Origin of the sequence: Myxococcus stipitatus DSM 14675 (assembly GCF_000331735.1) — a bacterium.
Taxonomy (GTDB): domain Bacteria; phylum Myxococcota; class Myxococcia; order Myxococcales; family Myxococcaceae; genus Myxococcus; species Myxococcus stipitatus.
The window spans coordinates 10,269,525-10,293,792 of the sequence record NC_020126.1 but is presented as its reverse complement, the minus strand read 5'-3'; the positions used below and the strand labels follow the sequence as shown (position 1 = coordinate 10,293,792).

At 69.7% G+C, this 24,268-nt stretch carries 21 protein-coding genes; 8 read left to right on the top strand and 13 right to left on the bottom strand.

Annotated elements, in window-relative coordinates:
* Positions 1-131: 131 nt before the first annotated feature.
* Together MYSTI_RS40135 and MYSTI_RS40130 are read right to left on the bottom strand one after the other, a co-directional pair.
* Positions 132-818, bottom strand: a complete 687-nt coding sequence (locus MYSTI_RS40135; protein WP_015353614.1) for a class I SAM-dependent methyltransferase — start codon at positions 816-818, stop codon at positions 132-134.
* Positions 819-944: 126 nt separating this feature from the next.
* Positions 945-1,508, bottom strand: coding sequence for a DJ-1/PfpI family protein (locus MYSTI_RS40130; protein ID WP_015353613.1), 564 nt, complete (start codon positions 1,506-1,508; stop codon positions 945-947).
* A 230-nt stretch (positions 1,509-1,738) separates the two neighbouring features.
* On the opposite strand from MYSTI_RS40130, the gene MYSTI_RS40125 reads away from it, so the two are divergent.
* The 3 genes from MYSTI_RS40125 (at position 1,739) to MYSTI_RS40115 (ending at position 4,925) form a co-directional block, all read left to right on the top strand.
* Positions 1,739-3,109: an FAD-binding oxidoreductase gene (locus MYSTI_RS40125; RefSeq protein WP_015353612.1), complete on the top strand. Its 1,371-nt coding sequence runs from the start codon at positions 1,739-1,741 to the stop codon at positions 3,107-3,109.
* 158 nt (positions 3,110-3,267) lie between these two features.
* Positions 3,268-3,669, top strand: a complete 402-nt coding sequence (locus tag MYSTI_RS40120) for a YciI family protein (protein WP_015353611.1) — start codon at positions 3,268-3,270, stop codon at positions 3,667-3,669.
* Entirely contained in the window at positions 3,669-4,925 is a 1,257-nt protein-coding gene (locus tag MYSTI_RS40115; RefSeq protein WP_015353610.1) for an RNA polymerase sigma factor, read from the top strand. The genes MYSTI_RS40120 and MYSTI_RS40115 overlap by 1 nt, the downstream gene beginning before the upstream one ends.
* Positions 4,926-4,980: 55 nt before the next feature.
* On the opposite strand, the gene MYSTI_RS40110 is transcribed toward MYSTI_RS40115, so the two are convergent.
* Positions 4,981-6,564 carry a serine hydrolase domain-containing protein gene (locus MYSTI_RS40110; protein WP_015353609.1) on the bottom strand — a complete coding sequence of 528 codons (1,584 nt, stop codon included), beginning with the start codon at positions 6,562-6,564 and terminating at the stop codon, positions 4,981-4,983.
* Between the two features lie 76 nt (positions 6,565-6,640).
* Here MYSTI_RS40110 and MYSTI_RS40105 point away from each other — a divergent pair, with 76 nt between their 5' ends.
* Positions 6,641-6,829, top strand: coding sequence for a hypothetical protein (locus tag MYSTI_RS40105; RefSeq protein WP_044282626.1), 189 nt, complete (start codon positions 6,641-6,643; stop codon positions 6,827-6,829).
* A gap of 117 nt (positions 6,830-6,946) precedes the next feature.
* Here MYSTI_RS40105 and MYSTI_RS40100 read toward each other — a convergent pair whose 3' ends face one another.
* The 7 genes from MYSTI_RS40100 to MYSTI_RS40070 form a co-directional block, all read right to left on the bottom strand.
* Complete coding sequence (locus MYSTI_RS40100; protein ID WP_015353608.1) at positions 6,947-8,533, bottom strand: serine hydrolase; 1,587 nt, start codon at positions 8,531-8,533, stop codon at positions 6,947-6,949.
* Between the two features lie 114 nt (positions 8,534-8,647).
* On the bottom strand, positions 8,648-10,465 hold the full coding sequence (locus MYSTI_RS42775; RefSeq protein ID WP_015353607.1) for a serine/threonine protein kinase: 1,818 nt from the start codon (positions 10,463-10,465) through the stop codon (positions 8,648-8,650).
* 116 nt (positions 10,466-10,581) lie between these two features.
* A complete protein-coding gene (gene epsA / locus MYSTI_RS40090) occupies positions 10,582-11,385 on the bottom strand; it encodes an exopolysaccharide biosynthesis glycosyltransferase EpsA (protein WP_015353606.1) in 804 nt (267 codons plus the stop codon).
* Positions 11,382-13,814: a GH44 family glycoside hydrolase EpsB gene (epsB, locus tag MYSTI_RS40085; RefSeq protein WP_015353605.1), complete on the bottom strand. Its 2,433-nt coding sequence runs from the start codon at positions 13,812-13,814 to the stop codon at positions 11,382-11,384. Before epsB ends, epsA begins: the two co-directional genes overlap by 4 nt.
* A 51-nt stretch (positions 13,815-13,865) precedes the next feature.
* Complete coding sequence (gene epsC / locus MYSTI_RS40080; RefSeq protein ID WP_015353604.1) at positions 13,866-14,420, bottom strand: serine O-acetyltransferase EpsC; 555 nt, start codon at positions 14,418-14,420, stop codon at positions 13,866-13,868.
* A 5-nt stretch (positions 14,421-14,425) separates the two neighbouring features.
* Positions 14,426-15,448 carry an exopolysaccharide biosynthesis glycosyltransferase EpsD gene (gene epsD / locus MYSTI_RS40075; protein WP_015353603.1) on the bottom strand — a complete coding sequence of 341 codons (1,023 nt, stop codon included), beginning with the start codon at positions 15,446-15,448 and terminating at the stop codon, positions 14,426-14,428.
* A complete protein-coding gene (locus tag MYSTI_RS40070) occupies positions 15,445-15,969 on the bottom strand; it encodes a hypothetical protein (protein WP_233278112.1) in 525 nt (174 codons plus the stop codon). The genes epsD and MYSTI_RS40070 overlap by 4 nt, the downstream gene beginning before the upstream one ends.
* A gap of 167 nt (positions 15,970-16,136) precedes the next feature.
* On the opposite strand from MYSTI_RS40070, the gene epsE reads away from it, so the two are divergent.
* The 3 genes from epsE to sitA5 all read left to right on the top strand — a co-directional run bounded on the left by epsE (position 16,137) and on the right by sitA5 (position 20,482).
* Positions 16,137-17,369 carry an exopolysaccharide biosynthesis GT4 family glycosyltransferase EpsE gene (epsE, locus tag MYSTI_RS40065; RefSeq protein WP_015353601.1) on the top strand — a complete coding sequence of 411 codons (1,233 nt, stop codon included), beginning with the start codon at positions 16,137-16,139 and terminating at the stop codon, positions 17,367-17,369.
* Positions 17,370-17,797: 428 nt separating this feature from the next.
* On the top strand, positions 17,798-19,360 hold the full coding sequence (gene epsF / locus MYSTI_RS40060; RefSeq protein ID WP_015353600.1) for a response regulator EpsF: 1,563 nt from the start codon (positions 17,798-17,800) through the stop codon (positions 19,358-19,360).
* 99 nt (positions 19,361-19,459) lie between these two features.
* A complete protein-coding gene (sitA5, locus tag MYSTI_RS40055) occupies positions 19,460-20,482 on the top strand; it encodes a SitA5 family polymorphic toxin (RefSeq protein ID WP_015353599.1) in 1,023 nt (340 codons plus the stop codon).
* A 12-nt stretch (positions 20,483-20,494) separates the two neighbouring features.
* On the opposite strand, the gene wzy is transcribed toward sitA5, so the two are convergent.
* Complete coding sequence (wzy, locus tag MYSTI_RS40050; protein WP_015353598.1) at positions 20,495-22,087, bottom strand: exopolysaccharide repeat unit polymerase; 1,593 nt, start codon at positions 22,085-22,087, stop codon at positions 20,495-20,497.
* A gap of 55 nt (positions 22,088-22,142) precedes the next feature.
* On the opposite strand from wzy, the gene epsH reads away from it, so the two are divergent.
* Positions 22,143-23,450, top strand: coding sequence for an exopolysaccharide biosynthesis glycosyltransferase EpsH (gene epsH / locus MYSTI_RS40045; protein ID WP_015353597.1), 1,308 nt, complete (start codon positions 22,143-22,145; stop codon positions 23,448-23,450).
* A gap of 9 nt (positions 23,451-23,459) precedes the next feature.
* Here epsH and MYSTI_RS40040 read toward each other — a convergent pair whose 3' ends face one another.
* Together MYSTI_RS40040 and MYSTI_RS40035 are read right to left on the bottom strand one after the other, a co-directional pair.
* Positions 23,460-23,918, bottom strand: a complete 459-nt coding sequence (locus MYSTI_RS40040; RefSeq protein WP_084668283.1) for a carboxypeptidase-like regulatory domain-containing protein — start codon at positions 23,916-23,918, stop codon at positions 23,460-23,462.
* Between the two features lie 18 nt (positions 23,919-23,936).
* Positions 23,937-24,257 (bottom strand): hypothetical protein, encoded by a 321-nt coding sequence (locus MYSTI_RS40035; RefSeq protein ID WP_144370244.1) that lies wholly within the window; start codon positions 24,255-24,257, stop codon positions 23,937-23,939.
* Positions 24,258-24,268 lie beyond the last annotated feature (11 nt).

Genomic DNA, 24,268 nt, shown 5'->3' with positions numbered 1-24,268 from the left:
GAGGGCGCGCCCCGGGGGGAGGCGGACCCGTCCGACCGGCATCGAGCCGGCGAGCCTAGGCATGGAGCCGTCACGAGAGGAAGCCACGCCGGAGTCGGGTCCACCCGTGCCCCCGCTGGAGTGTTTGCATCTCAAAGAGCATCCCCGGGGGCGCACCGCTCGTGAATCCAGACGTCCTCCACGCCCCAGGTGAAGAGGAGCGAGTGCCGCGAGAGGAGGGTGAAGCCCGGGCCCTCCACGGGGCGGGTGACGGTGAGGACGCGGGTGCCGGGGCGGCAGGTGCGCAGGCGCTCGACGATGCGCTCGCGCGTCTCGGGGGACAGCGCGGTCCAGTTGATGAAGACGTGGGTGGCGTCGCCCAGGTCGGCCTGGGTGGCGTCCCCCTGGCGCAGCTCCGCGCCCGCCCGGCGCACCAGCCCCGAGGCGAGCGTCACGTGCTGCTCCAGCAGCTCGATGCCTCGGGCCCCAGCGCCCATCCAGCGCGCGGCGAGGAGCACGCGGCCCCGGCCCGCGCCCAGGTCCACCAGCTGGGAGGCGGAGGTGAGGCCCGCCTTCTTGAAGAGCCACACGGCGGTGTGGACGGGTGTCTCCCCGTAGATGAGCTCCCGGAAGTGCTGGCCGCTGGCGTGGAGGACGCGGACCACGTCGAAGGAGCGACGCGCGCGGTAGGGGGAGGCGAGTGCCTCCCGCAGCCAGAGGCTCAGGTAGGGCGGGACGAGGCGCGGGCGCCAGACGAGCACCAGCAGGTCCCCCACCCGGGTGATGAGCTCCAGCAGCACGCTCCAGACGCGCACGGCGAGCATCTGGGGGAAGGGCATGTCGAAGTCGGGGACCGACGTGTCGACCGCTGTCCTCCTGGGGGGCGTGGGGGAGTCCTCGGACATGGTGGGCGGGGACAGCCGCCGGGGCCCACTTCGGCGGGAGTGGGCCCTGGCGTCAAGACGTCAGGCCGCGGGGGCCTTGGCGCGCAGCAGCTTCATGAACTCGCGCATCCACGCGGGGTGGTCCGGCCAGGCGCGCGTGGAGACCATGTTCCCGTCGAGGACGGCGGCGGAGTCGATGAACTCCGCGCCCGCGCCCTGCACGTCGAGCTTCAGCGCGGGGTACGCGGCGCTCTTGCGGCCCTTGAGGACTCCGGCGGCGGTGAGCAGCAGCGGGCCGTGGCAGATGTGGGCCACGGGGCGGTTCTGCTCGAAGAAGTGCCGGACGATGCGCTGACAGTCGGCGTTGTTGCGGAGGTACTCCGGGGCGCGGCCGCCGGGGATGACCAGGGCGACGTAGTCGGCGGGCTTCACCTCGGAGAAGGCCAGGTCCGCCTGCCACGTGTAGCCGGGCTTCTCCGTGTACGTGTCGAAGCCGTCCACGAAGTCGTGCACCACGAACTGGAGCTTCTTCTTCGACGGGGCGGCGAGGTGGACCTCGTAGCCTTCCTCCAGCAGCCGTTGGTACGGGTACATCACCTCCAGGGACTCCGCCGCGTCACCAGCCAGAATCAGCACCTTGGGCATGTCAGTCGCCTCCGATGGGTTCGCACCGAGCAGCGCGCGCATCCTCACGACGGTGCTGTCCTTGCGTCAATCGGGGAGGTTGGACAGCATGGTTGCCCGGAGAACAGTCCGGGCACGACGGGGGCTCGCTCGCGTGTTGTTCCCCTTCGCTTTCTCGCCGAGTCGGTGGCGGCATCAGGTAGGTGGGCCCTGCACTCGAAGATGCGCGCATGGGTGGGAGAGCACTCGTCATGAACACGGCGCTGTTGCGAGAGCTGGCGGCGGTGCTTCCCTCGGAAGCGCTGATCACCGACGCGGACGTGCTGGAGGCGCATCGTCGCGACCAGGCGGAGTGGGCACCGTCGGGGCAGCCCCTGGTGCTCGTGCGCGCGACGTGTACGGACGACGTGCGCGCGGTGCTGCGCGTCGCCTCCGCGCGGAAGGTGCCGGTGGTGCCTCGGGGCGCGGGCTCCGGGCTGTCGGGTGGCGCGAACGCGACGGACGGCTGCATCGTGCTGTCGCTGATGCGGATGAACCGGGTGCTGGAGGTGGACCCCCGAGGTTTGCTGGCGGTGGTTCAACCGGGGGTGTTGAACGCGGAGGTGAAGGCCGCGGCGGCGGAGAAGGGCCTCTGGTACGCGCCGGACCCGGCGAGCTGGGAGTTCTCCAGCCTGGGCGGCAACCTGGCGACAAACGCGGGGGGCCTGTGCTGCGTGAAGTACGGCGTCACCGGGGACGCGGTGCTGGGGCTGGAGGTCGTGCTGGCGGATGGCTCCGTGGTGCGCACGGGCGGGCGCACGGTGAAGAACGTCGCGGGCTATGACCTGACGCGGCTGTTCGTCGGCTCGGAGGGCACGCTGGGCGTCATCACCGAGGCGACGCTGAAGCTGCGCCCCAAGCCTCCTCGCGCGACGACGCTGGTGGCCACCTTCCCCACGCTGTCCGGCGCGGGTCTCGCGGTCACGGACATCATGGCGCGCACGAGGCCCTCCCTGCTGGAGCTGATGGACCGGGCCACGTGCCGGGCGGTGGAGGCGTACAAGCCGCTGGGCCTGGACGTGGAGGCCGCGGCCTTCCTGCTGGCGCGCTCCGACGCGGGCGGCGACCAGGGCGTGGCGGAGATCGAGGCGATGGCGCGCTGCTGTGAGGCGGCGGGCGCCACCTTCGTCACCCACTCCGAGGACGAAGCGGAGGGGGAGTTGCTCCTCACCGCGCGAAGGCTGGCCTTCCCCGCGCTGGAGCGGCAGGGGGCGACGCTGCTGGATGACGTGGGGGTGCCGCTGTCGCGAATCCCGGAGCTGCTCGCCGCCGTGGAGGGCATCGCCGCGCGGCGCGAGGTGCTGGTCGGCACCTTCGGCCACGCGGGGGACGGCAACATGCACCCCACCGTCGTCTTCGACCGGAAGGATCCGGCGGCGCTGGCGAGGGCCCGCGCGGCGTTCGACGACATCCTGGAGGCGGCGCTGGCGCTGGGGGGCACCATCACCGGGGAGCATGGGGTGGGGGTGCTGAAGCAACCCTTCCTGGGGCGGCAGCTGGGCGAGGAGGCGATGCGGGTGCACCGGCGCCTCAAGGGGGCCATGGACCCCCTGGGTATCCTCAATCCGGGCAAGGTCTGCTGAGGTGTCCTCGCGGAAGACTCCAGTTGTTTCGCCCGCTTGCGAGGCGCGTCGATTAATTTAATCGCCGATGTCGAGACCTCGCGCGTGGCTCCGACATCCCGATGAACGCGCACCCAATCCCGGGGCGCGGGTGACCGAAGAGACGAGAGAGCCACCCCATGAAGATGAAATACATGCTGATGATGAACTCCCCTCGCGAGGGCGCCGGCGGCATCCTTCACTGGCCGAAGGAGGACATCCAGGCGCACATCCGGTTCATGGTGGGCTTCGCGAAGAAGCTCCGCGAGACGGGGGAGCTGCTGGTGGCCGAAGGGCTGGCGTTCCCGGACCAGGCGAAGCGGGTTCGCGCGGGCGCGGACGGCAAGCCCATCACCGACGGCATCTTCCCCGAGTCGAAGGAGTTCCTCGCGGGCTACTGGATTGTCGAAGTGGACAGCCCGGAGCGCGCCTATGACATCGCCGCGGAGGCGTCCGCTGCTCCCGGGCGAGGGGGCGCGCCGCTCAACATGGCGATCGAAGTGCGGCAGGTGATGAGTGGTCCGCCGCCCGACATGATGTGATGACGGAGTCGAGTGACAGACGCATCGAGCACCTGCTGCGGGAGCATGCGCCGCGGGTGCTGGGTGCCATCCTCCGGAAGTTTCGAGACTTCGGCGCCTCGGAGGACGCGGTGCAGGAGGCGCTGCTCGCGGCGGCCCTGCAGTGGCCGCGCGACGGCGTGCCGGACGACCCGCGTGCGTGGTTGATTCAGGTCGCCTCACGGCGAATCACGGACCACGTGCGCGCCGAGGCCGCGCGCCGCCACCGCGAGGAGCTGGTGGTGAGCCTGGTGCCGCCGGAGCTTCAGCTCGTGCTGCCTCGGGACGGGGACGAGCTGGCGGGGCGGGACGACGCGCTCGTGTTGTTGTTCATGTGCTGTCACCCCGCGCTGACCACGGCCTCCGCGATTGCGCTGACGCTGCGCGCGGTGGGCGGGTTGACGACGGCGGAGATCGCCAAGGCGTTCCTCGTCCCCGAGTCGACGATGGCGCAGCGGATCAGCCGGGCCAAGCAGAGCATCCAGGGCTCCGGGGTGCCGTTCCAGAAGCCCACGCCGGAGGAGACCGCACAGCGGCTGGGCGCGGTGCTGCACGTGCTCTACCTCATCTTCAGTGAGGGCTACACGGCCAGCTCCGGGCCGGAGCTGCACCGCACGGACCTGTCGGGCGAGGCGATTCGCCTCACGCGGATGCTGCACACGCTCCTGCCGGAGGACGGCGAGGCGGCGGGGCTGCTGGCGCTGATGCTGCTCACGGATGCGCGGCGCGCGGCGAGGACGGGGCCGGAGGGGGAGCTGGTTCCGCTCGACGTCCAGGACCGGAGCCTCTGGAACGCGGCGATGATTGAAGAGGGCGTCGCGCTCATCTCCGCGACGCTGTCGAAGGGCTCGCTGGGGACGTACCAGGTGCAGGCGGCCATCGCTGCGGTGCACGACGAGGCCGCGCGGGCCGAGGACACGGACTGGCCCCAAATCCTCGCGCTCTACGGTGTGTTGATGGGGCTGTCCGACAACCCGGTGGTGGCGCTCAACCACGCCATCGCGACGGCGATGGTGCACGGGCCAGAGGCGGGACTGGAGCTCTTGAAGGCGCTGGACGCGGAGGGGCGGCTGGAGGAGAGCCACCGTCTCGACGCGGTCCGCGCGCACCTCTTCGAGCGGGCGGGGCGACACGCTGAGGCGGTGGCCCACTACCGGAAGGCGGCGGAGCGGACCACCAGCCTCCCGGAGCGCAACTACCTGCTGACGCAGGCGGCGCGGCTCAACGACACGCGCTGAGAGGGCAGAGGGCCCGCGCCTCGAAGCTGAGCGCCGGGCCCGTGTGAGCCGAGGGCTACTTCGCGGCTGCCCCCGCGCCCAGGTCCTTCAGCTGCTTCACGGCGTTGTCGTTCTGGGGGTTGAGCTCCAGGGACTTCTTGTAGCTGCGGATGGCGTCGCCCTTGCGGCCAGCGGCGGCGTAGCCCTCACCCAGGCTGTCGTGGGCGTTGGCGTCCTCGGGGTAGAGGGCGACGTTGGTCTCGAACAGCTTCAAGGCGTCGGGGAGCTGGCCCTTGCCCATGAGCCCATAAGCCAGGTCGTTGAGGACGGCGGCGGACGGCGCGTCCTTTCCGGTCGCGGTGTTCTTGTGCGCGGTGAACCAGGCGATGGCGGCGTCGGCGCCCTTCATCCGCAGGAGCATGTCCGTGGTGAAGGAGGCGGACTCGGGGTCGGCGGTGAAGCCCTTCCAGCCGTACTCGGCGGCGGCGCTGGAGACGAGGCGGTCGAAGAGGAACATGCCGTCATCCGAGTTGGTCATGATGGCGATGCCGCTTCCCGTTTCGGGGAAGGCGATGAGAAGGCAGCGGTAGCCCTGGTTCCCGCCAGCATGGCCGAACCACGGCAGGTCCTTGCGACGCAGGAAGCCGATGCCGAAGGACTCCGACTGCCGGGTGAGCATCTGCTGGGCCATGGCCTTGGAGACCACCCGCTGGGAGGGGCCCTTGGACACCGGGGACACCTCCAGCCCGATGCGCGTGAGGTCCGTGGGCGTGGTCCACAGGCCGGCGGCGGCCAGCTCCGGGTGGACGGCCCAGCGTCCCTCGACCGTCTTTCCACCCGAGCGAGTCCCGCTGGCGGCGAGCGGCTCGAGGTGCTTGGGCAGGGGGTGCTCGAAGGTGCTGTGCTTCATGCCCAGGGGCGCGAGCACCGTCTCCCGCATGATTTGGGGGAACGGCTTCTGGAGCTGGTCGATGAGCATCTGCTGGACGATGAGCGTGCCGCCGCCGCTGTAGCGCGTCAGGGTGCCGGGCACGACATTCACGCGCACCGGGGCGGTGTTGGCCGGGCTCTCACCGTTCAGGACCTGGGGCAGCGTGGGCAAGGGGGCCTGGGGTGAATAGCCACGGAAGCCACCCACCGTCGTCCCGGCGGAGTGGGAGAGCAGCCGGCGCAGCGTCACCTTCTGGTCCTGCGTGAACTCGTTGTCGGGCACCTTCCAGGAGACGAGCTTGTCGTTGATGTTCTCGTCGAGCGACCACTTGCGCTTCTCGGCGTGGTGCATGGCGGCGAGAGCCGTCACCGGCTTGCTGATGGAGGCGGCCTGGAAGAGGGTGTCGATGGTGACGGGCTCATTGCCACCGGCGTGCTTGACGCCGTAGCCCTTGCTCCAGACGAGCGCGCCCTTGTCGAAGACGGCGACGCTGACTCCGGGGATGGCATACAGCGCCATCCAGTCCTGGAGGGACATCTTGCGAGGCGCCTCGCCGGGGAGGGTGAGGGCGGGGAGGCCCTGCTCGACGCGAGCGATGCGAGCGGCTTCGGAAGGACGGGCCACCCACTGCGTGACGGGCTTGGGCGTGTCCGCGCCGGTGAGGAGTCCAAGGGCGACGAGGCCCGAGAGGGCCGTGGAGAGAACGCGGGAAGGTAGACGGTGTCGCATGGGGGAATCCGGGTGGGGCTCGAGGGGGAAGGGCTGCGTCGTCGTGCGTTCTACGAAGACTTTCGTGGATGATTGCATGCTTCTCCGCACCCAGGAGCGTCGGGCCGCTTTCCTCTTCGTCCACTTCCGCGAGCCGCCGCGGCCCGCGACCGTCACAGCGCAGCGGCGCTCCCTCGAGGAGCTGAACGAGGAGGGCTCCGAGGGGGGCACCCTGGCGCGTGACGAGGGACTTCGCGGGGGCACCTCCCGTGGCGACCTGGCGTGAGTCCGTGGCGCCAGGTGGGGTGGTGCTGCACGCCAGCACGAAGCCGTGATGCGGTGGTGCGTCCGTGAGGACGGAGCGGTGTGGTTTCCGCTCTGTCCTCGCGGTGTGGAGGGGTGGCTACTTCGTCGTGGCCGCCGCCGCGCCGAGCTCTCGCAGCATCTTCCTGGCGTTGTCGTTCTTCGGGTTCAGCTCCAGGGACTTCTGGTAGCTGCGCACGGCGTCGTCCTTTCGTCCGGCGTTGGCGTAGGCCTCGCCCAGGCTGTCGTGGGTGTTGGCGTCCTGGGGGAAGAGGGCGACGTTGGCCTCGAACAGCTTCACGGCGTCGGGGAGGCGGCCCTTGACCATGACCGAGTAGCCCAGGGAGTTGAGGATGTCGGAGGACGGCGCGTCCTTGCCGGTCGCGGTGTTCTTGTGCGTGGTGAGCCAGGCGATGGCGGCGTCCACGCCCTGGGTCCGCACGAGCATGTCGGTGGTGAAGTAGGCGGACTCGGGGTCGGGGATGAAGCCCTTCCAGCCGTACTCCGCCACGGCGCTGGAGACGAGGCGGTCGAAGAGGAGTCCTCCGTCATCCGAGTTGGTCATGATGGCGATGCCACTGCCGGGCTCGGCGAAGGCGATGAGGACGCAGCGGTAGCCCTCGTTCGAGCCGCCATGACCGAACCAGGCCTGGCCCGGAGGGAGCTCGAAGCCGATGCCGAAGTCCTTGGACTGGCGGGTGAGCATCTGCTTCGCCATGGCCTGGGACACCACGCGCTGGGACTTGCCCTGGGTGGCCTTGGAGACCTCCAGCGCGATGCGGGCGAGGTCCGACGGCGTGGTCCACAGGCCCGCGGCGGCCTGCTCCGGATACGTGTGCCAGCGGCCCTCCAGGCTCTTGCCGCCCGAGCGCGTGCCGACGGCGGCGAGGGACTCCAGGGCCTTGGGCAAGGGCTGCTCGTAGGTGCTGTTCTTCAGGCCCAGCGGCGCCAGCACGGTCTCCTTCATGATGGTGGCGAAGGGCTTCTGGAGCTGATCCACGAGCATCTGCTGGACGATGGAGGTGCCGCCGCCGCTGTAGCGCGTCAGGGTGCCGGGCACGGTGTCCACGCGGACAGGGAGGGAGTTGGCGGGCTTCTCGCCATTGAGAAGCTGATGCAGCGTGGGAACAGAAGCCTGGGCCGAGTAGCCCCGGAAGCCGTGCACGGTGGTTCCGGCGCTGTGGGAGAGCAGCCGGCGCAGGGTGACCTTCTGGTCCTTCGTGAACTCGTTGTCGGGCAGCTTCCAGGAGACGAGCTTGGCGTTGATGTCCTCGTCGAGCGACCACTTGCGCTTCTCGGCGTGGTGCATGGTCGCCAGGGCCGACACGGGCTTGCTGATGGAGGCGGCCTGGAAGAGGGTGTCGATGGTGATGGGCTCGGTGCCGCCCGCCTCCTTCACGCCGTAGCCCTTGGCCCAGACGAGCGCGCCCTTGTCGAAGACGGCGATGCTGACGCCGGGGACTTCATACAGGGCCATCCAGTCCTGGAGGGACATCTTGCGAGGCGCCTCGCCCGGGAGGGTGAGGGCGCGGAGGCCCTGCTCGACGCGGGTGATGCGCGCGGCTTCGGAGGGGCGGGCCAGCCACTGGGTGGTGGGCTTGGGCGTGTCCGCGCCGGTGAGGAGTCCAAGGGCGACGAGGCCCGAGAGGGCCACGGGGAGGACGCGGGAAGGCAGGAAGGGGCGCATGCGGAATCCGAAGGTCTCGTGCGGGAGGACTGGGTCGTGTCACGTACTACGAAGGATTTCGTGGATGATTGCACGCGAAGTTCCGCGCGGGGGGACTGTCGGATGGGGGAGGAGCTACTTGGGCGTGGCCCGGTCCAGCGCGGCCTTCCACTCGTCGAGGGCGCGGTGGATGTCCATGCGCTGGGTGGCGGTGTCCGCCTTCAACGCGTGAAGCAGGAGCTGGACGAAGGTGTCCTCGTGGTGCTTGGGGTACGCCCGCTTCATGGAGCGCACCAGGTAGAGCGACTTGAGGTAGGCGAAGCGCCGGGCCAGCTTTTCGTCCGGAGGAGTCAGCTTCGGCGTGGTCAACAGGGCCAGGAACTGAGGGTCCGGAGCGGGGAGCGCCACCACGGGCGGGAGCGAGGGAAGCGGACTGGGCACCCGAGACGCGGCGACGGCATCCAGGCGCTGGGTCAGTGTGTCCAGGGACGTGTTCACATGTGCGAGCTGGGAGCGAGTCCTGGCCGTCTGTGCCCGGGCATGAACGCGTTTGAGCTCCTTCTCGAGCTCGGGGATAGGGGCGTGTCCCGACGTCAGTTGCTCGTAGCGCTCCGTGAGTTGCTGGATGCGGTGAACCAGCTTGGGGTCCGTCGGAGTCGCGGCGCTTCGTGCGGGCGTCGGTGTCCGGACGGGTGCCTCGGGAGGAGCTGCTTGAGGCTCAGGCACCGCGGGCTGGGGAGGTGGGGTCACTGTGGGAGCGGCGGCGACGAGGGGCTGGGGAGACGGCGCGTTGGGCGTGGGCTGCTTCGCGACGGGCTCCTCGGGAGCGACCGGGGCCATCCGCCGTGCGACGGGCTCGGGAGGCGTTTCGGTGGCGGAGGGGCGAGGCCAGCGCAGGACCGCGGTCGCGGCGATGGTGGAGAGAAGCACGCCGCCCGCGGCCAAGGCCCAGTGGAAGCGCCGAAGCATGGGGCGGTCGAGCCGAATCTGGGACGCGGTGGACTTCGTGCCGCCTTCCCGCCGGAGCGGCCCCATGACGCTTGTGGGCTCCGTGTCGAGCGGAGGAAGACGGCTGGGCGGAATCTGCTTCAGTGCTCGGCGCACGGCGTCCGCAGACTCCGGGCGTTGGGACGGGCTCTTGGCGAGCAACCGGAGGACGAGTGCATCGAGCTCGGAGGGAATGTCGGAGACGAGCGAGGACGGGAGGGGCGGGGGTTGCTCGACGTGGGCGAAGAGGACCTGGAGTTGGTCGCCCTTGAATGGGCGCTCACCCGTCAGCATCTGGAAGGCGATGACGCCGACGGCGTAGAGGTCCGTGGCGGCGCTGATGGCGTTGCCTCGAATCTGCTCGGGGGACATGTACTCGGGAGTCCCCAGGATGGCGCCCGTCACGGTGGCCGGCCCCGCCTGTTCACGCACCAGCTTGGCGATGCCGAAGTCGACGAGCTTCACGACGCGCGAGCCGTCCAGTACATCCGCGAGGAACACGTTCCCGGGCTTCAGGTCGCGATGCACCACTCCCGCCGCGTGCGCGGCACCGAGCGCGGCCAGCATCTGGTCGAGAATCCAGACGGCGGTGTTCGGGTTGAGGCGCGAGCGCTGCTGGAGCACTGCTGAGAGGGATTGGCCCTGGAGCAGCTCCATGATGATGTAGGGGCGGCCATCAGGGAGCTGTCCGAACCCGAAGATGTCGATGATGCCCGGGTGGCGGATGGCATTGACCGCGCGGGCCTCGACGAGCAGCCGCTCCACCTGCTCTTGGGTGACGAGCTCCGAGCGGAGCACCTTGATGGCGACTTGCTTGCCAATCAAGGGATGGGCGGCGCGATAGACGATGCCCATTCCACCTTCGCCAATCCGCTCCTCGATGACGAAGTCGTTGACCTGTGTTGAAATCAGCGCGTCTCGATTCAGACGCGCACGCTCTTGCCTCGTCGTCGTGCTGGCGGTCATCGGCTGACCGCGGACGCTAAGGGCACCCCGTCTGGCCATTCAATGCCTGGGACGGAGGGGAGCGCGGGACACTGTCTGGTTTGTGTCCCTCCCCCGTGGAAACCCCTTACGCGGGCTCAGCCACCTGTCTTCTTCCAGAACTCCCGCAGCAGGATGGTGGCGAAGCGCGAGTCATTGAGGATGTACCGGCGCCACAGGCGCTTGGGCTCGTTGACCAGGCGGTACAGCCACTCGAAGCCCGCCTTGGAAATCCACGCGGGCGCGCGCTTCGCCGTGCCGGCGATGAAGTCGAACCCCGCGCCCACGCCAATGGCCACCGTGGGCCCCAGCTTCGCGGACACCTGCGAAATCCACACCTCCTGCTTCGGGCTGCCCAGCGCCACGAAGAGCAGGTGCGGGTCCTTCTCCCGAATCTTCGCCACGATGGGGTCGTTCTGCGCGTTCCCCGCGTCCGTGCGGACCATGGGCGAATCCCAGCCCACCACCTCCACGCCGTACTTCTCGCCCACGACCTTCGCCACCTTCTCCGCCACGCCCGGCCCCGCGCCCAGCAGGAACACCCGCCACTTGCGCTCCGAGCCCAACTGCATCAGCGGGAGAATCAGGTCCGAGCCCGCGATGCGCTCGGGCAGCGTCACGTCCATCGCCTTCGACGCCCAGACGATGGGCATCCCATCCACCACCGAAATCGTGGCGCGCGAGTACGCCTCGCGGAACTGCGTGTTGTCCTCGGCCAGCACCACGTGGTCCACGTTGGCCGTGAAGACGTACCCGCCCTGGTGCGCGTCGACCAGGCGGCCAATCTCCGACACCGCGTCCTCGAACGTGAGCTGGTCGATGGCGAGCTGTCCAATCCGCAAGCGCGGACGGCCCGTGGTGAACGGCGAGGACTGGGGAGACTCCGGGGTCGCGACACTCATGGCTTCTTCACCGTCAAATCAAGCACTGTCATCGAATAGGGCGGCAGCCGCTGGGTCAGAGACCCCGCCGTCTGCGTCCCCGCCGTCTGCGGGAGGAACCCCCCGGGCGCGCCCGAATACCCCATCACCCGCGCTCCCGTGAGCGTCCCGCAGCCCTTCAACTCCACCCGCGCCTGCGCGGCCTGGTCCGGGTCCAGGTTCAGCACCACCGCCACCAGCTTCGTCCCCGTCTCGTCTCGCGAGGCGAACACGCTGGCGCCCTCGTCGGCCTTCGCCGGCACCCAGTAGTCCTGGAAGTGGCCCCCGCGCCCGTCGAAGTCCCTGAACGCTCGGAACGCCCAGTACACCGGGCTGCCATTCGTCGGGTACTGCCAGAAGTAGGCGGAGTAGATGTTCTCCTGCGCGAAGCGGCCCAGGGCCTCGGCCTGCGCGAGTCCGCCGCTCATGTGGCCGAACGCGCCGAAGTTGTACTCGCCGATGGAGATGCGCCGGCCCGGGTAGTTCTGCTCAATCCACTCCTTGAGGCGCGGGAGCAGCCGCACGGGCTCGCCAATCCACGACTCGTCCTTGTACGTCGGGTCCCACAGGGCCCGCGTGGAGCGGATGCGCCGGGCGTTGGTCTCCGGGTCCGTGTTCCCCTCCAGCCCCACGCCCACGTTCGTCTGCGGATAGAAGTGCACGTCCAGCACGTCGAGGATGCGCACGCCCGTCTTCTTCTCGTGGTCGCGAAGCTGCCGCAGGTACCACGCGAGCAGCGGCACATCCCCATGCGCGCGGCGGTCCGAGTGCGGCGCCTTGCCCGGCGCGAAGTCCGCGGCGGACCAGAGGTAGTTCGTCCAGCCCCACTCGGCGGGGCCCGCGATGAGGGCCTCCGGGTCCGCCTTCCGCACGGCGGTGCCGAACGCGAGCGTGCGCGACATGAGCCCGTCGTACGAGAGCGGCTCGGGGAACACGTCCCGGTGGGTCGTGTTCCAGAGCATGGGCTCGTTGTCGAGGATGTACATGTGCACGCTGCGCTCGCCGCGTGCCTTGTCGCGCTCGCGGATGGCGCGAATCCACTCCGCGACGAACTCCGGCGAGGCCTCCGTGCTCGTCTGGGAAGGCGAGCTGGGCTTGAGCGCGGTGCCGTCCCGGGTGAGGCCGCTGCCGGCGCCGTTGTCCTCGCCCTTCTGGGCGCCGAAGCGAGTCACCGGGAAACCCACGGACGACGTGTCCTTGGCCACCCAGCCCAGCATGGGCACGGTGAGCGCGGAGGACATGCCGTGCTTCTGGTTGGCGTTGAGGAAGTCCTCGTAGGACAGGCCGATGTCCACGTTCTGGAAGTACCAGTCGTTGGCCGTGTTCCACGCGCCGCCCAGCTTCCAGTTGTAGCGGGAGGTGGGGTTGCCGCCCCAGCGGCGCGTCGTCGCGCCCATCTTGAACTGGTGCTGGTCCTTCTTCTCGCGCAGGCCGTCCAGGGCGATGCCGTAGATGAGCGGGCTGATGCGATGGCCGGGCGCGGTGCAGTCGATGGTGAGCTTCGTGTCGCGTCCGCTGCCCTTGCCCATGCGTCCGCCGCCCGCGGCCAGCGCGGCGGCGACGTCGGGAGGCAGCGGCACCAGGGAGACCTTGTCGAAGAGCACCCAGTCGCGCCCCACGTCCTTGGACGCGCGCAGCACCACGCGGTCGAAGGCCTCGCCGCGCGGGTTGAGCAGCTCCATGGGGATGAGGACTTCCGACCACTCGCCGTCCTTGCGGACCTGGAGCTCGGAGGTGATGGGGATGCGCGGGAAGGACGTGGCGCCCTGCGCGTCCAGCCGCACCTCCAGGAACTCGCCGTAGGACTCGGGCGCGCTCAGGCGCAGGGACAGCGCGCCGAACGTCCCTTCCAGCTTGGGGCGGTAGAGAATCCAGCCGCCGTAGTTGAACAGGCGCATGCGCGCCGGAGCCCCCTGGGGCAGCTCTCGAGGCGCCCAGCCGATGTCGCGCCACCCGGTGGACAGGCCGCCGTCGTAGAGCGACATCAGCGCGGCGGACGCGGCCTTCTCCACCGTGTCGGACGCCTTCTGCGTGGCGGAGTCCTTCTGTGCATCCGCGGACTTCGCCCCCGTGGAGTCGTCCTTCCGCGAGTCGGCGGACTTCGTCGCATCGGCGGACTTCGTCGCGTCAGCCGAGTCCTTCCGCGCGTCGGCGGACTTCGTCGAGTCGGCGGCGGTTTCCGCATCGGCGGACTTCGTCGCGTCGGCCGCGCCCTTGCGCGAGTCCGCGTCCTTCGCCGCGCTGGCGGAGTCCTTCTTGGCGGAGGAGGACTTCCCTCCGGCCTTCTTCGCGGCGGAGGCCGCCGCCTTCTTCTTCGTCGCGGCGGACGGCTCGGCGGCCAGCGCCACCGTGCCACTGGCCAGCAGCACGCACGTCACCACGGCCGCGCCCGTCTTCCTTCGCGCACCCATCACACCGTCCTCCATGTGCTCATCTCCCCCAGTGCGTTCGCGAGGCGGGCCTCACAGCACCACGTCGTCCGTGTCCTTGCGCGGAAAGATGCGAGCGGGAATGCCCACAGCCACGCTGTCGGGTGGGACGTCCTGGAGCACCACCGCGTTCGCGCCGATGCGCGAGCGGGCGCCGATGCGCACCGGCCCGAGAATCCGGGCCCCGGCGCCAATCCAGACGTCGTCCTCGATGGTGGGGTAGCCGTTGTCCTTGGCGGTGCCCACGGTGTTGTTCCCGTAGAAGCGCACCCGGTCGCCGATGCGCGCATCGCCGCCGATGACGACGCCCAGGCTGTGCACGAAGTACACGCCCTTGCCGAGCGTGACTTCCTTTCCAATCTCAATCCCCATCACCGCCGTCTGCGCCACGCGCAGCACGTGGTTGACCAGGGGGATGTGGTAGTCGAGCGCGGCCTCGCGGGCGCGGTTGAGCGCGGTGATGCGGTACGAGTCACTGCTCAGCACCACCCGGGCGATGGACTTCGCGTCCATGCCGCCACCAGCGGCCCTGGCCAGCTCGCGCGCGTCGGAGACGAGCGAGCCGAGGAGCGAGCGCTTTTCCTTCATGATGTTCATCTCCCCCTCTGACCCTGGAGGTAGCGAGCCACCTCCCGAGCGATTCCCGTCCAGCCGCCGGCCTCGCTGCGCGCGCCGCGGAGGTACTCCATGCCGTACACCACGGACGTGCCCGCGAACGCGGCCTTCTCCAGGCCCAGCTTGTCCGCGGCCTTCGCCGCGTTCATCACCGCCCCCGTGAGCAGCCGGGTGGCCTGCGGCGCCACCACCGTCGCGGCGAGCAGCGGGCGCGCGAGCGGATTCGTCTCGAACAGGAGCCGCCACGGATTGACGCCGCGCACGTCCGGGTGCTTGCGCGCCACCTGCGTGTCGAACATGCCGTAGCGGTTCGCACGCTTGAGCCAGCGCTCGAAGGAGACGTGGTCGCTGCCGTGCAACACGTACGCGTCGCTGGCGAAGACGAACGCGCAGCCGGCCTTCTCCAGGCGCACGCCCAGCTCCACGTCCTCGGACTGGCCCAGGGACTTGTCGAAGCCTCCCACGCCCACGTAGTCCTCGCGGCGGAAGGACACGTTGCCCGTGTACAGGTGGTTGCCGCGCGCGCGGGCGCCGGGGACGGAGAGCTCCTCCGCCATGCGGTGGTTGAGGTACGCGTACCAGCGCTCGAACAGCGGCATGTCGCCGATGGACGGGTCCGGGCGGATGCGGCCGAGCACCACGTTGCGCGAGCCCGGCGGATGCTGCTCCAGGTGCCGCTCCAGGAAGTCGGAGGCCACCTGCATGTCGTCGTCGGTGACGAGCACCACCTCGCCTCGAGCGGCCAGCACGCCTCGGTGCCGGGCGGCTGCGGCGCCCGCGTTGGCCTGCACCTCCACGCGCAAGGTGAAGGGGCGAATCTGGGCGAGCAGCGGCTCGCGGACGGGCTCCTTGGAGCCGTCATCCACCACGACGACCTCGAACTGGCCGGGGGGCAGGGTCTGCTCGGCGAACTGCTCCAGCAGCCGGGAGATGAGCGGGAGCCGGTTGAAGGTGGCGACGACGACGCTGAGGCGGGGCGTGGAGGCGTCCGAGGGCGTCATGGCTTCTTCTTCCTGAACGACGGCAGCCAGCCCTTCTTCTTGGGCTGAGGGAACGTGACGCTGCCCACGAAGCGGTCCGCGCCGATGAACTCCATCGTCTTGCTGGCGGAGCCGAAGTCCGTCTCCCCCAGCGTGACGCACAGGAGGACGCCGTCGGCGGCGAGCGCCAGGGGCAGGCTCGCGGGGCGGGCGAGCACGGAGTCGATGATGGCGACGACGCGCTCACCCCGGGCCACGCGCTCGCGCAACTCCAGCACGCGCCGAGGCGCCTCCGCGGGGGAGATGCCGGTGGCGTCTTCCAGATGAATCTTCTGCGTGGACGCGTACGGAGCGCCGGCCTCGAGGATGGCGGTGGCCGCCTCCAAGGCGGGGGCACCTGGGTGCGCGGGGACCACGGTCAGGAAGGCCCAGCCTCGGCGCTCCAAGGCGAACCACAACCGTTGCAGCGCCGGAGCGGGCACGGTGGTGTCGGAACCCTCGGTGTCCGAGGAACGGGGCGGTGCACTGGAATCGGCGGCCATGGAGCGCTGCCCGGTATAGCGCAACGCGTGGCGACCTCCCAACGACCTGGCCGGCCGGAAATGCGGAGCGGGTGACATTCGACCTGCCCGGCGGACTTCCTGTGTTCTCCGTCAGGGACATGGGGGGCGTGGGGGCGAGCGTGTTGTGGGGGCGAGCGTGTTATGGAATGGCCGTGCGGAAAATTGGCTATCTCATCCCCGAGTTCCCTGGACAGACGCACATCTTCTTCTGGCGCGAGCTGCAGGCGCTGCCAGGCAAGGGGGTGGCTCCAGAGCTGGTCTCCACTCGGCCGCCGCCCGCGCGAATCATCTCCCACAGCTGGGCGCGCGAGGCGATGGCGCGCACGGAGTACCTGGCGCCTCCTGGGCCGCTCGGCATGGTGAAGGCGGCGGCGGAGGTGGCGCGGGCCATGCCCACGGGGTGGGCGCGGTGCCTGGCGTCCATTGCTCGCGCGGAGGGGCTGGACGCGAAGGGGCGCGCGCAGCTGCTGGGCTTCGCGGTGATGGGCGGGCGGCTGGCGTCGCTGGCGCGGGAGCGGGGATGGTCCCACGTGCATGTGCATTCGTGCGCCAACGCGGCGCATGTGGCGCTGTTCGCGAACCTGTTGTCGGGGCTGACGTACAGCATGACGCTGCACGGGCCGCTGGATGACTACGGGCCGAACCAGAAGGAGAAGTGGCGCCACGCGAAGTTTGCCTTTGTCATCACGAAGAAGCTCTTGGGCGAGGTGAACCAGGAGCTGGCGGGGCACCTGCCCGCGAGCATCGAGCTGGCGCCGATGGGCGTGGAGCTGAGCAAGTTCAACCGCTCGGTGCCGTACGCGGCGTGGACGGGCGAGGGCCCGCTGCGCATCTTCTCGTGTGGCCGACTCAACCCGTGCAAGGGGCACGCGGACCTCATCGACGCGGTGGGCGTCCTGCGCGCGAAGGGCATCGACGCGCGGCTCTCCATCGCGGGTGAGGACGAGGCGGGTGGCACGACGTACCGCAAGGTGCTGGAGGCGAAGCTCGCGGAGACGAAGCTGGGCGACGCGGTGACGCTGTTGGGCGCGGTGGGCGAGGACAAGGTGCGAGGCGAAATCGAGCGCGCGCACATCTTCTCGCTGGCGAGCCTCCAGGAGCCGCTGGGTGTGGCCATCATGGAGGCGATGGCCATGCGCGCGCCGGTGGTGGTGACGGGCGCGGGCGGGGTGAAGGAACTGGTGGATGACGGCGTGGACGGGCTGCTCGTGCCGCCGCAGGCGCCGCTCGTGCTGGCGGAGAAGCTGGAGAAGGTGGCGCGCAATCCCGCCGAGGCGGCGCGACTGGGCGAAGCGGGCCGGCGCAAGGTGGAGACGCAGTTCAGCAGCGAGCGCAGCGCGGACATGCTCGCGCTGATGCTCCAGCGCGCGGTGGTCTGAGCGCGAGGGTGGACCCGATGCCGCGGCCCGGTTGAACCCAGGCGCCGCGGGGGTTTCGCGCTGCCTCGATGCGTGTACGGCTCCGGCCCCGAACCCAGCGGTGCACGGATATCGCCGCCGTGCCTGTCGCGCACTGGGCGTCCCCGTCGCCCGGCCCGACTCCAGGCGAGCAAGCACCTCGTTGGTTCCGCGCGTGTGGAGCGGGCTCTTGGCCTTGGCTCCGCGAACGGGAGGACATGCCTCCGCGTCCCTGACTCCCTACGTTGAAGGCTCGATGGAGTCCTCCCGTGGCTCGCCGTACGCAGGACGGCCGGGCGTCCGGGCCATGCGTCCCTGGGGGAGGGACGGGCCAAGGGGCCATGGGTGGCTGACCGTTGGCGCCGCGCTGATTAAGCGATGGGGTCTGACGGAGAGAAGGGAGCTTTGCCTTGGAAGGCACCGAGCAGCACATCCCCCATGCTCCCGTTCAGGTGGAGCCACTCAGTCCGAGCATCCTCCTGGTGGACGACCAGGCCTCCAACCTGCTGGCCCTGGAAGCCATCCTGGAGCCCATGGGGCAGCGGTTGGTGAGGGCCTCGTCGGGGTCGGAGGCGCTGCGGTGGCTGCTGCGCGAGGACTTCGCGCTCATCCTCCTGGACGTCCGGATGCCGGGCATGGATGGGTTCGAGACCGCTCGCATCATCCGACAGCGGGAGCGCTCCCGCTACACGCCCATCATCTTCCTCACCGCCCACGGACGCGACGAGGCGAACCTCGTCCACGGCTACGCGTCCGGCGCCGCCGACTATGTCGTGAAGCCCTTCCATCCGGACGTGCTGCGCTGGAAGGTGGAGGCGTTCGTCTCGCTGTACGTGCGCCAGCAGGCCGTGCAGCAACACGAGGCCACGCTGTGGGCGCGCGAGCGGCGGATGCTCGAGCAGCAGGGCGAGCAGCGCTTCCGGCGGCTGGTGGACTCCATGCCCCAGTTCGTCTGGGCGCTCCTGGCCGACGGCACCATCAGCTACGCGAACCGAGGCTGGCTGGACTACGCGGGCCTCACGCCCGAGCAGGGCCGCCAGCGCGAGGAGAACCTGCGCTGCTGTCACCCCGAGGACATGAACCGCATCGAGGAGTCCTGGCGCGTGCTGCGTCGCTCCCGACGCCCCGGAGAGCAGGAGCTGCGGCTGCGGCGCGCGAGGGACGGGGAGTTCCGCTGGTTCCTCTTCCGCACGCTGCCGGAGCACGACGAGGTGGGCCGGCTGGTGGGCTGGATATCCACCGCGACGGACGTCGACGACGCACGCCACGCGGCGGAGGCCCTGCGGGCCGCGAGCGAGGCGAAGGACATGTTCCTCACCATGGCCGCGCACGAGCTGCGCACGCCGCTCCAGGCGGCTCGCAGCTACACGGACCTGGCGAAGGTGAAGGCCGGCGAGGAGCTGACGCCGCGAGTGGGGCGGGCCCTGGAGGGCGTCCAGCGCAGCGTCAACCGCATGGCGCGGCTGGTGGAGAACCTGCTGGACGTCGGACGTCTGGAGCGCGGCGAGCTGCGCTTGAAGTCAGGCGAGGTGGACGTGGGCTCGCTCCTGAGCGACGTGGCGGAGCACTTCGAGCCCCTGCCCGAGGACCGGTACATCCAGGTGGAGGCCCCTCGCGGCCTGGTGGTGAAGGCGGACGGCGAGCGGTTGGACCAGGTGTTCAGCAACCTGGTGTCCAACGCCCTGCGCTACTCGCCGGACGGAGGCGTCATCCACCTCCGCGCCCGCGAGGAGAAGGGCTGGACCCACGTCGAGGTGAGGGACCAGGGCCTGGGGATTCCCGCCGACCGGCTGGAGAGCATCTTCGAGCGCTTCGGCCGGGCCCACGGGGTCTCCTACGGCGGCCTGGGCCTGGGGCTGTCCATCGCGAAAGGCATCATCGAGCGACACGGCGGACGCATCTGGGCGGAGTCCTCGGGGCGCGGTGGGGATGGCAGCACGTTTCATGTCCTGCTGCCGAAGGCCTCGCGGTGACGTGCGCGCGGCGGTGCCGTGAGAACTAAAAATGTCGGAGCCCGTTGATAAGGATGAAGACCACTCAGGTGGTTTTGCGCCCCATGCTGGAGGGCTGTGATGGGTCGTGGTCGGGCCGTGGTGTGGTGTCTCTTTTGGATGGGATTGACGGCGGGCTGCTCGACGACTCGAGTGGTCCGGCTGGACATGGGCATGGGAGAGCCCGTCCTCCACACGCCTCGCGCGGTGGACGGCGCGGGCCCGGTGGAGCTGGATGAGGACACCTTCAAGACCGCCGTGGAGCGACTGGCCCGAGGCGTGAGGCCCTCCGCGCATCCGCTGCGTGAGGCGCGTCACCGCCTCGGTGTCCCCGAGCGCGGCGGGATGTCTCTGTATGAGCGGCGCCGGCTCGTCCCGGTGGGCGAGGAGGGCGAGGGCTCACGGGCCGCGCTTCAGGAGTCGACGTCGGAGCACGCGCTGACGCGCGACTACGCGCGCTGGTGTGAGGATGAGGACGGAGAGGCAGACTGTCTGCGCTTGCTGGAAGGGGGCGCGTCGCTGGGGAGGGAGGGCAAGTACGCCCTGGCCCTGGCCTTCGCCCTGGGGGATGTCTGGGAAGAGACAGGCGATGCGCTGGAGGACCTGTCGGCGCCGTGGGCGGTGCGGGCGACGCTGACGGCGTCGGTGTCCATGTATCTGATGCCGTGGTCGCTGCCGGAGCCCCGCTCGAAGGGGGTCCCCGCGCGGATGACGGCGACGGCCATGGCGTATCTGGGCGTGGAGTCCTTGTGGCAGGTGCTGGACGGGTGGGGCGTGCTGGTGCGGCGCGTGGATGGGGCGCGCACCTTCGAGGAGCTCCGCGACGCGGGCGCGGCCTATGGCGAGGTGTTGGGGGACAACGCGGCGCGGGTGTTGGTGATGTTGTCGGCGGCGTCGGCGGGAGTGCCCGCGAAGGGGATGGCGCTGCCGGGCGCGGAGAAGGCCGCGGTGGCCCTGGAGGCGCAGGCGGGCTGTTCCTACCGCGAGCTGTCCAGCGTGGAGTCGGTGGCGATGACGCCCGAGGGCTTCACGCTGGTCCTCCCGCCCACCGCGCTGGCGAGGTCGGGACGCGACGAGGAGCTTCGCGGGCATTCCCAGCGGTGAGCGCGGCGGGCCTCAGCCCGTCTTGGCCACGCTGGGGGCGGGTGTCTCGTCCGGGTTCGGATAGGTGATGGCGCCTGGAGGCGGCACGGGCGCGGACGGCGTGGAGGGCACCAGCGTGCTCCGCGGCATGGGCCACGCGCCGGTGAACACAGCCAGCTTCCCGGACGCCACCACGCACAGGGACAGGAGGAACGTGCAGATGTACGAGATGATGCCCATGTCCCCGAACACCTGGTTGATGTAGCAGATGACGGCGCCCACGATGACCATCGAGGCGGCGCGGTGCTCGGAGATGTTCGAGCGATGGTAGGCGCGCACCGCCAGGTAGATGGTCACCGTCAGGAACATCCAGATGCCCGTGTAGCCAACCATGCCTCCGAAGGCGAGCAACCCCAGGAGGGAGTTGTGCGGGTGGAAGCGGTACGTCGGGAACACGAAGGCGATGTTGGGCAGCGGAATCGGCTCCAGGAACTCGTGTCCGTAGCCGGTGCCCAGGAGGGGGAACTGGGTCCAGGTCGCGATGAGGTCCAGGTTCTCGATGTCGCGGTAGTCCAGGTTGCCCTCGCCGCCCTCGCCGTCGATGAGGGAGCGCACCTTGTGCACGGGCGCGAAGGCGCCGCCGCGCGCGTTCCACCCCACCGCGAAGTAGACGAGCATCAGCGGGGCCAGCAGCACGAGCGCGCGTGAGAAGGTGCGCTTGATGGCGGGCCAGGGCGTGATGAGGTAGCCGGCCAGCAGGCAGCCCACGAAGCTGACGTAGGCCAGACGCCTGTCATTGTAGACCATGCCCATGAAGATGCAGAGGATGAGCAGGATGCCGCGGAAGGCGTGAGCGCCCTTGGGCTTCTCCAGGAAGCGCATGGTCGCCACCAGCAGGGCGAAGTTGAACGTCATCGAGTCCGAGTGGCACGTGGTGTACTCGACGAAGACGCCCATGGCGGGCACGACGACGGCGCCGAAGTAGACGCTGACGGCGGCCTTGGTGAGCCCCGCGGCGATGACCGTCCTGGCGAAGATGGGCCAGTCCTCCGGCCCTCGCATGGCGTAGTGATAGATGGCCACGATGAACGGCAGCATCGCGGCCTGGTGCCACTGCCACAGCGAGTTGCGGAAGTCGCCGCCGCGCATCACCCCGCGCACTTCCATGAACATGATGGCGAAGAAGGACAGCGCCACCACGGCGATGAGCGGCCGGGGCATGGGCAGCACCGGCGGGTCGATGGTGGACTTCGTCGTGCGCCGGTAGATGGCGATTCCCAACAACCCGACGATGAGCAGGTCCACCAGGGGAAACCGCAGGGCGCCAATCTTGGTCAGGGCGCTCAGCTGCGTGAAGAGCAGCTCGCCGATGGGGAACAGCGGCGAGGGCCAGAAGCCGGACTGGGGGCGCTCGGGGACGAAGTCCACGGCGAGGACCAGGTAGGTGAGGCCCAGCACCGGGTAGCGCAGGGGGACCTTGACCACGACCCACAGCACGCCCACGGCCAGGGCTGGGGCCAAAGCGACCACGGGGTGCAAGAGGGCACCCCCCACGGTGGCCAGCACCAGGAAGCCAAGCAGCGCCAGGTAGCGCAGGTAGGAGGGCCGGTCCGGAGCGAACGTCACGACGGACGGAGGCTACATCTGGCGGGCCGGTTGGGATAGATGTGAAGCCACACGTATGCCTGCTCACCGACCTCGCGTCCTCCTGATTGCCGAGCTGTGCAACCCCGACTGGGTGAGTGTCCCGCTGGAGGGGTGGTCTCTCTACCGCGCACTGGCCGAGGTGGCGGATGTCCATCTGGTCACCCAGGTGCGCAACCGGGAGAACATCCTCAAGCAGGGGGTCCAGGAGGGCTCGCAGTTCACCGCGCTGGACTCCACGCCCGTGGAGAAGCCGCTCGACAAGGTCGGCCAGTTCATGCGGGGCACGGCGGGCGTTGGCTGGACGACAGCCACGGCGTTGAGCGTGCTGCCCTACTACTACTTCGAGGAAGTGCTCTGGCAGCGCTTCGGCCAGCGCATCAAGGCCCGTGAGTTCGATTTGGTGCATCGCTACACGCCCATCAGCCCCACGACGCCCAGCACGCTGGCGCGGCGGTGCAAGAAGGCGGGAGTGCCCTTCGTCATGGGGCCGCTCAACGGCGGCCTGCCGTGGCCCAAGGGCTTCGGGGGCGCGCGGCGGCGGGAGAAGGAGTGGCTGAGCTACATCCGGGATGCGTACAAGCTGATGCCCTTCTACAAGTCCACGCGCGAGAACGCGGCGGCCATCATCACCGGCTCGCGCGCGACGCGAGGGCAGGTGGGGGAGTCATGGCAGGACAAGACGGTGTACGTGCCGGAGAACGCCATCGACACGAAGCGCTTCGGCACGGCGAAGTCGGAGGGGCCCGTGGAGCTGCCCTTGCGCGTGGCCTTCGTCGGGCGCTTCGTGCCGTACAAGGGCATGGCCATGCTCATGGAGGCGGCGGCGCCGCTCATCCGCGAGGGCAAGGTGGTGCTGGAGTACATCGGTGATGGGCAGGAGATGCCCAACCTGAAGGCGCAGGCGGCGCGCGAGGGCATCGAGTCGGGCGTGACGTTCGCCGGCTGGGTGAAGCACCAGGAGCTGCAGGGGCGCCTGGCGAAGAACCACGTGTTCGGCTTCCCCAGCGTGCGCGAGTTCGGCGGCGCGGTGGTGTGCGAGGCGATGGCGCTGGGGCTGGTGCCCATCGTGATGGACTACGGCGGCCCGGGTGAAATCGTGAGCCCCGCGACGGGCTTCGCGGTGCCCATGGGGACGCCGGAGGACATCGTGGCGAGCGTGCGGGGCGTGCTGACGAAGCTCGTCGCCGACCCGTCGGTGATTCGGCCCATGGGCGACCGGGCCCGGCAGCGCATCTTCAAGTACTTCACCTGGAAGGCGAAGGCGGAGCAGGTGCTGGAGGTGTATCGCTGGGTGCTCGGGGAGCGCGGCCAGCCCGACTGGGGCATGCCGCTGGCGGACTGAGCCCCGGTGCTACCGGGGGCGCAACTCCACCTGGAGTTGCTCCGTCTGGTTCGCGCGCAGCAGCAGGTCCCCTCGCGTGTGCGAGGGGTAGTCGGGGTGCTCGAAGCGCAGCGTGTACGTGCCCGCGGGGAGCAAGGGGAGGCGGTAGCCGCCCGAGTCATCCGTCCGGGCCCACTGCGCCTCACTCAAGCTGGGCGACGTCGCGATGACCACGAGGCCCGGGATGGGTGCGCGGCTCAGGGCGTCGATGACCGTGCCCGTGAACATGCCGGGCGGCGGGGCGTAGTCGGCGTCGTCTTCGGAGCGGGCGAACAAGGGCACCGCGACGAAGAGCACCAGCATGCACACGAAATAGGCCGTGAAGAGCTTCAACACGGGAGACTGCCTCGCGGGGGTCTTCGAGTGGGAGTCCGCATCCTCGCGTGCGTGTCCGACACGAACCGCATGCACGGCTCGTGGCTTCATCATGGTTCCGGCACGACGCGGTCAGGGGGTGCAGGGGCTCGCGGAGGTGAAGCGAAGCGTGACGAAGGGCGAGTGCCGCTGCTTCAGCACGTCGGCGAAGTCCTCCGTGTCGCCGTGCTCCGGAGGGGGTGTGGCTTCTTCGGTGGAGGGAGGCTCGGGCCTCGTGAGGGTGAGGCGCTGGAGGAAGGCCTCATCCACCTGGGGCTCCGGGGTCATCCTGCTCACGTCCGTGACGGGACCCTGGCGGGAGGTGTCGGGCCCGTCGCACTCCAGGGCTTGGGCCCAGACGGAGCCGCTCAGGCCCAGGAGTCCACACACAGCCGCGCGGAGGAGGGACGTCACAAGGCCACCCC

Excerpts from the sequence above, each read along its gene's own strand:
- MYSTI_RS40135 (WP_015353614.1), bottom strand. The coding sequence starts at position 818 with ATGCCCTTCCCCCAGATGCTCGCCGTGCGCGTCTGGAGCGTGCTGCTG.
- MYSTI_RS40130 (WP_015353613.1), bottom strand. The coding sequence starts at position 1,508 with ATGCCCAAGGTGCTGATTCTGGCTGGTGACGCGGCGGAGTCCCTGGAG.
- MYSTI_RS40125 (WP_015353612.1), top strand. The coding sequence starts at position 1,739 with ATGAACACGGCGCTGTTGCGAGAGCTGGCGGCGGTGCTTCCCTCGGAA.
- MYSTI_RS40120 (WP_015353611.1), top strand. The coding sequence starts at position 3,268 with ATGAAGATGAAATACATGCTGATGATGAACTCCCCTCGCGAGGGCGCC.
- MYSTI_RS40115 (WP_015353610.1), top strand. The coding sequence starts at position 3,669 with ATGACGGAGTCGAGTGACAGACGCATCGAGCACCTGCTGCGGGAGCAT.
- MYSTI_RS40110 (WP_015353609.1), bottom strand. The coding sequence starts at position 6,564 with ATGCGACACCGTCTACCTTCCCGCGTTCTCTCCACGGCCCTCTCGGGC.
- MYSTI_RS40105 (WP_044282626.1), top strand. The coding sequence starts at position 6,641 with ATGCTTCTCCGCACCCAGGAGCGTCGGGCCGCTTTCCTCTTCGTCCAC.
- MYSTI_RS40100 (WP_015353608.1), bottom strand. The coding sequence starts at position 8,533 with ATGCGCCCCTTCCTGCCTTCCCGCGTCCTCCCCGTGGCCCTCTCGGGC.
- MYSTI_RS42775 (WP_015353607.1), bottom strand. The coding sequence starts at position 10,465 with ATGACCGCCAGCACGACGACGAGGCAAGAGCGTGCGCGTCTGAATCGA.
- epsA (WP_015353606.1), bottom strand. The coding sequence starts at position 11,385 with ATGAGTGTCGCGACCCCGGAGTCTCCCCAGTCCTCGCCGTTCACCACG.
- epsB (WP_015353605.1), bottom strand. The coding sequence starts at position 13,814 with ATGGGTGCGCGAAGGAAGACGGGCGCGGCCGTGGTGACGTGCGTGCTG.
- epsC (WP_015353604.1), bottom strand. The coding sequence starts at position 14,420 with ATGAAGGAAAAGCGCTCGCTCCTCGGCTCGCTCGTCTCCGACGCGCGC.
- epsD (WP_015353603.1), bottom strand. The coding sequence starts at position 15,448 with ATGACGCCCTCGGACGCCTCCACGCCCCGCCTCAGCGTCGTCGTCGCC.
- MYSTI_RS40070 (WP_233278112.1), bottom strand. The coding sequence starts at position 15,969 with ATGGCCGCCGATTCCAGTGCACCGCCCCGTTCCTCGGACACCGAGGGT.
- epsE (WP_015353601.1), top strand. The coding sequence starts at position 16,137 with ATGGCCGTGCGGAAAATTGGCTATCTCATCCCCGAGTTCCCTGGACAG.
- sitA5 (WP_015353599.1), top strand. The coding sequence starts at position 19,460 with ATGGGTCGTGGTCGGGCCGTGGTGTGGTGTCTCTTTTGGATGGGATTG.
- epsH (WP_015353597.1), top strand. The coding sequence starts at position 22,143 with ATGCCTGCTCACCGACCTCGCGTCCTCCTGATTGCCGAGCTGTGCAAC.
- MYSTI_RS40040 (WP_084668283.1), bottom strand. The coding sequence starts at position 23,918 with ATGATGAAGCCACGAGCCGTGCATGCGGTTCGTGTCGGACACGCACGC.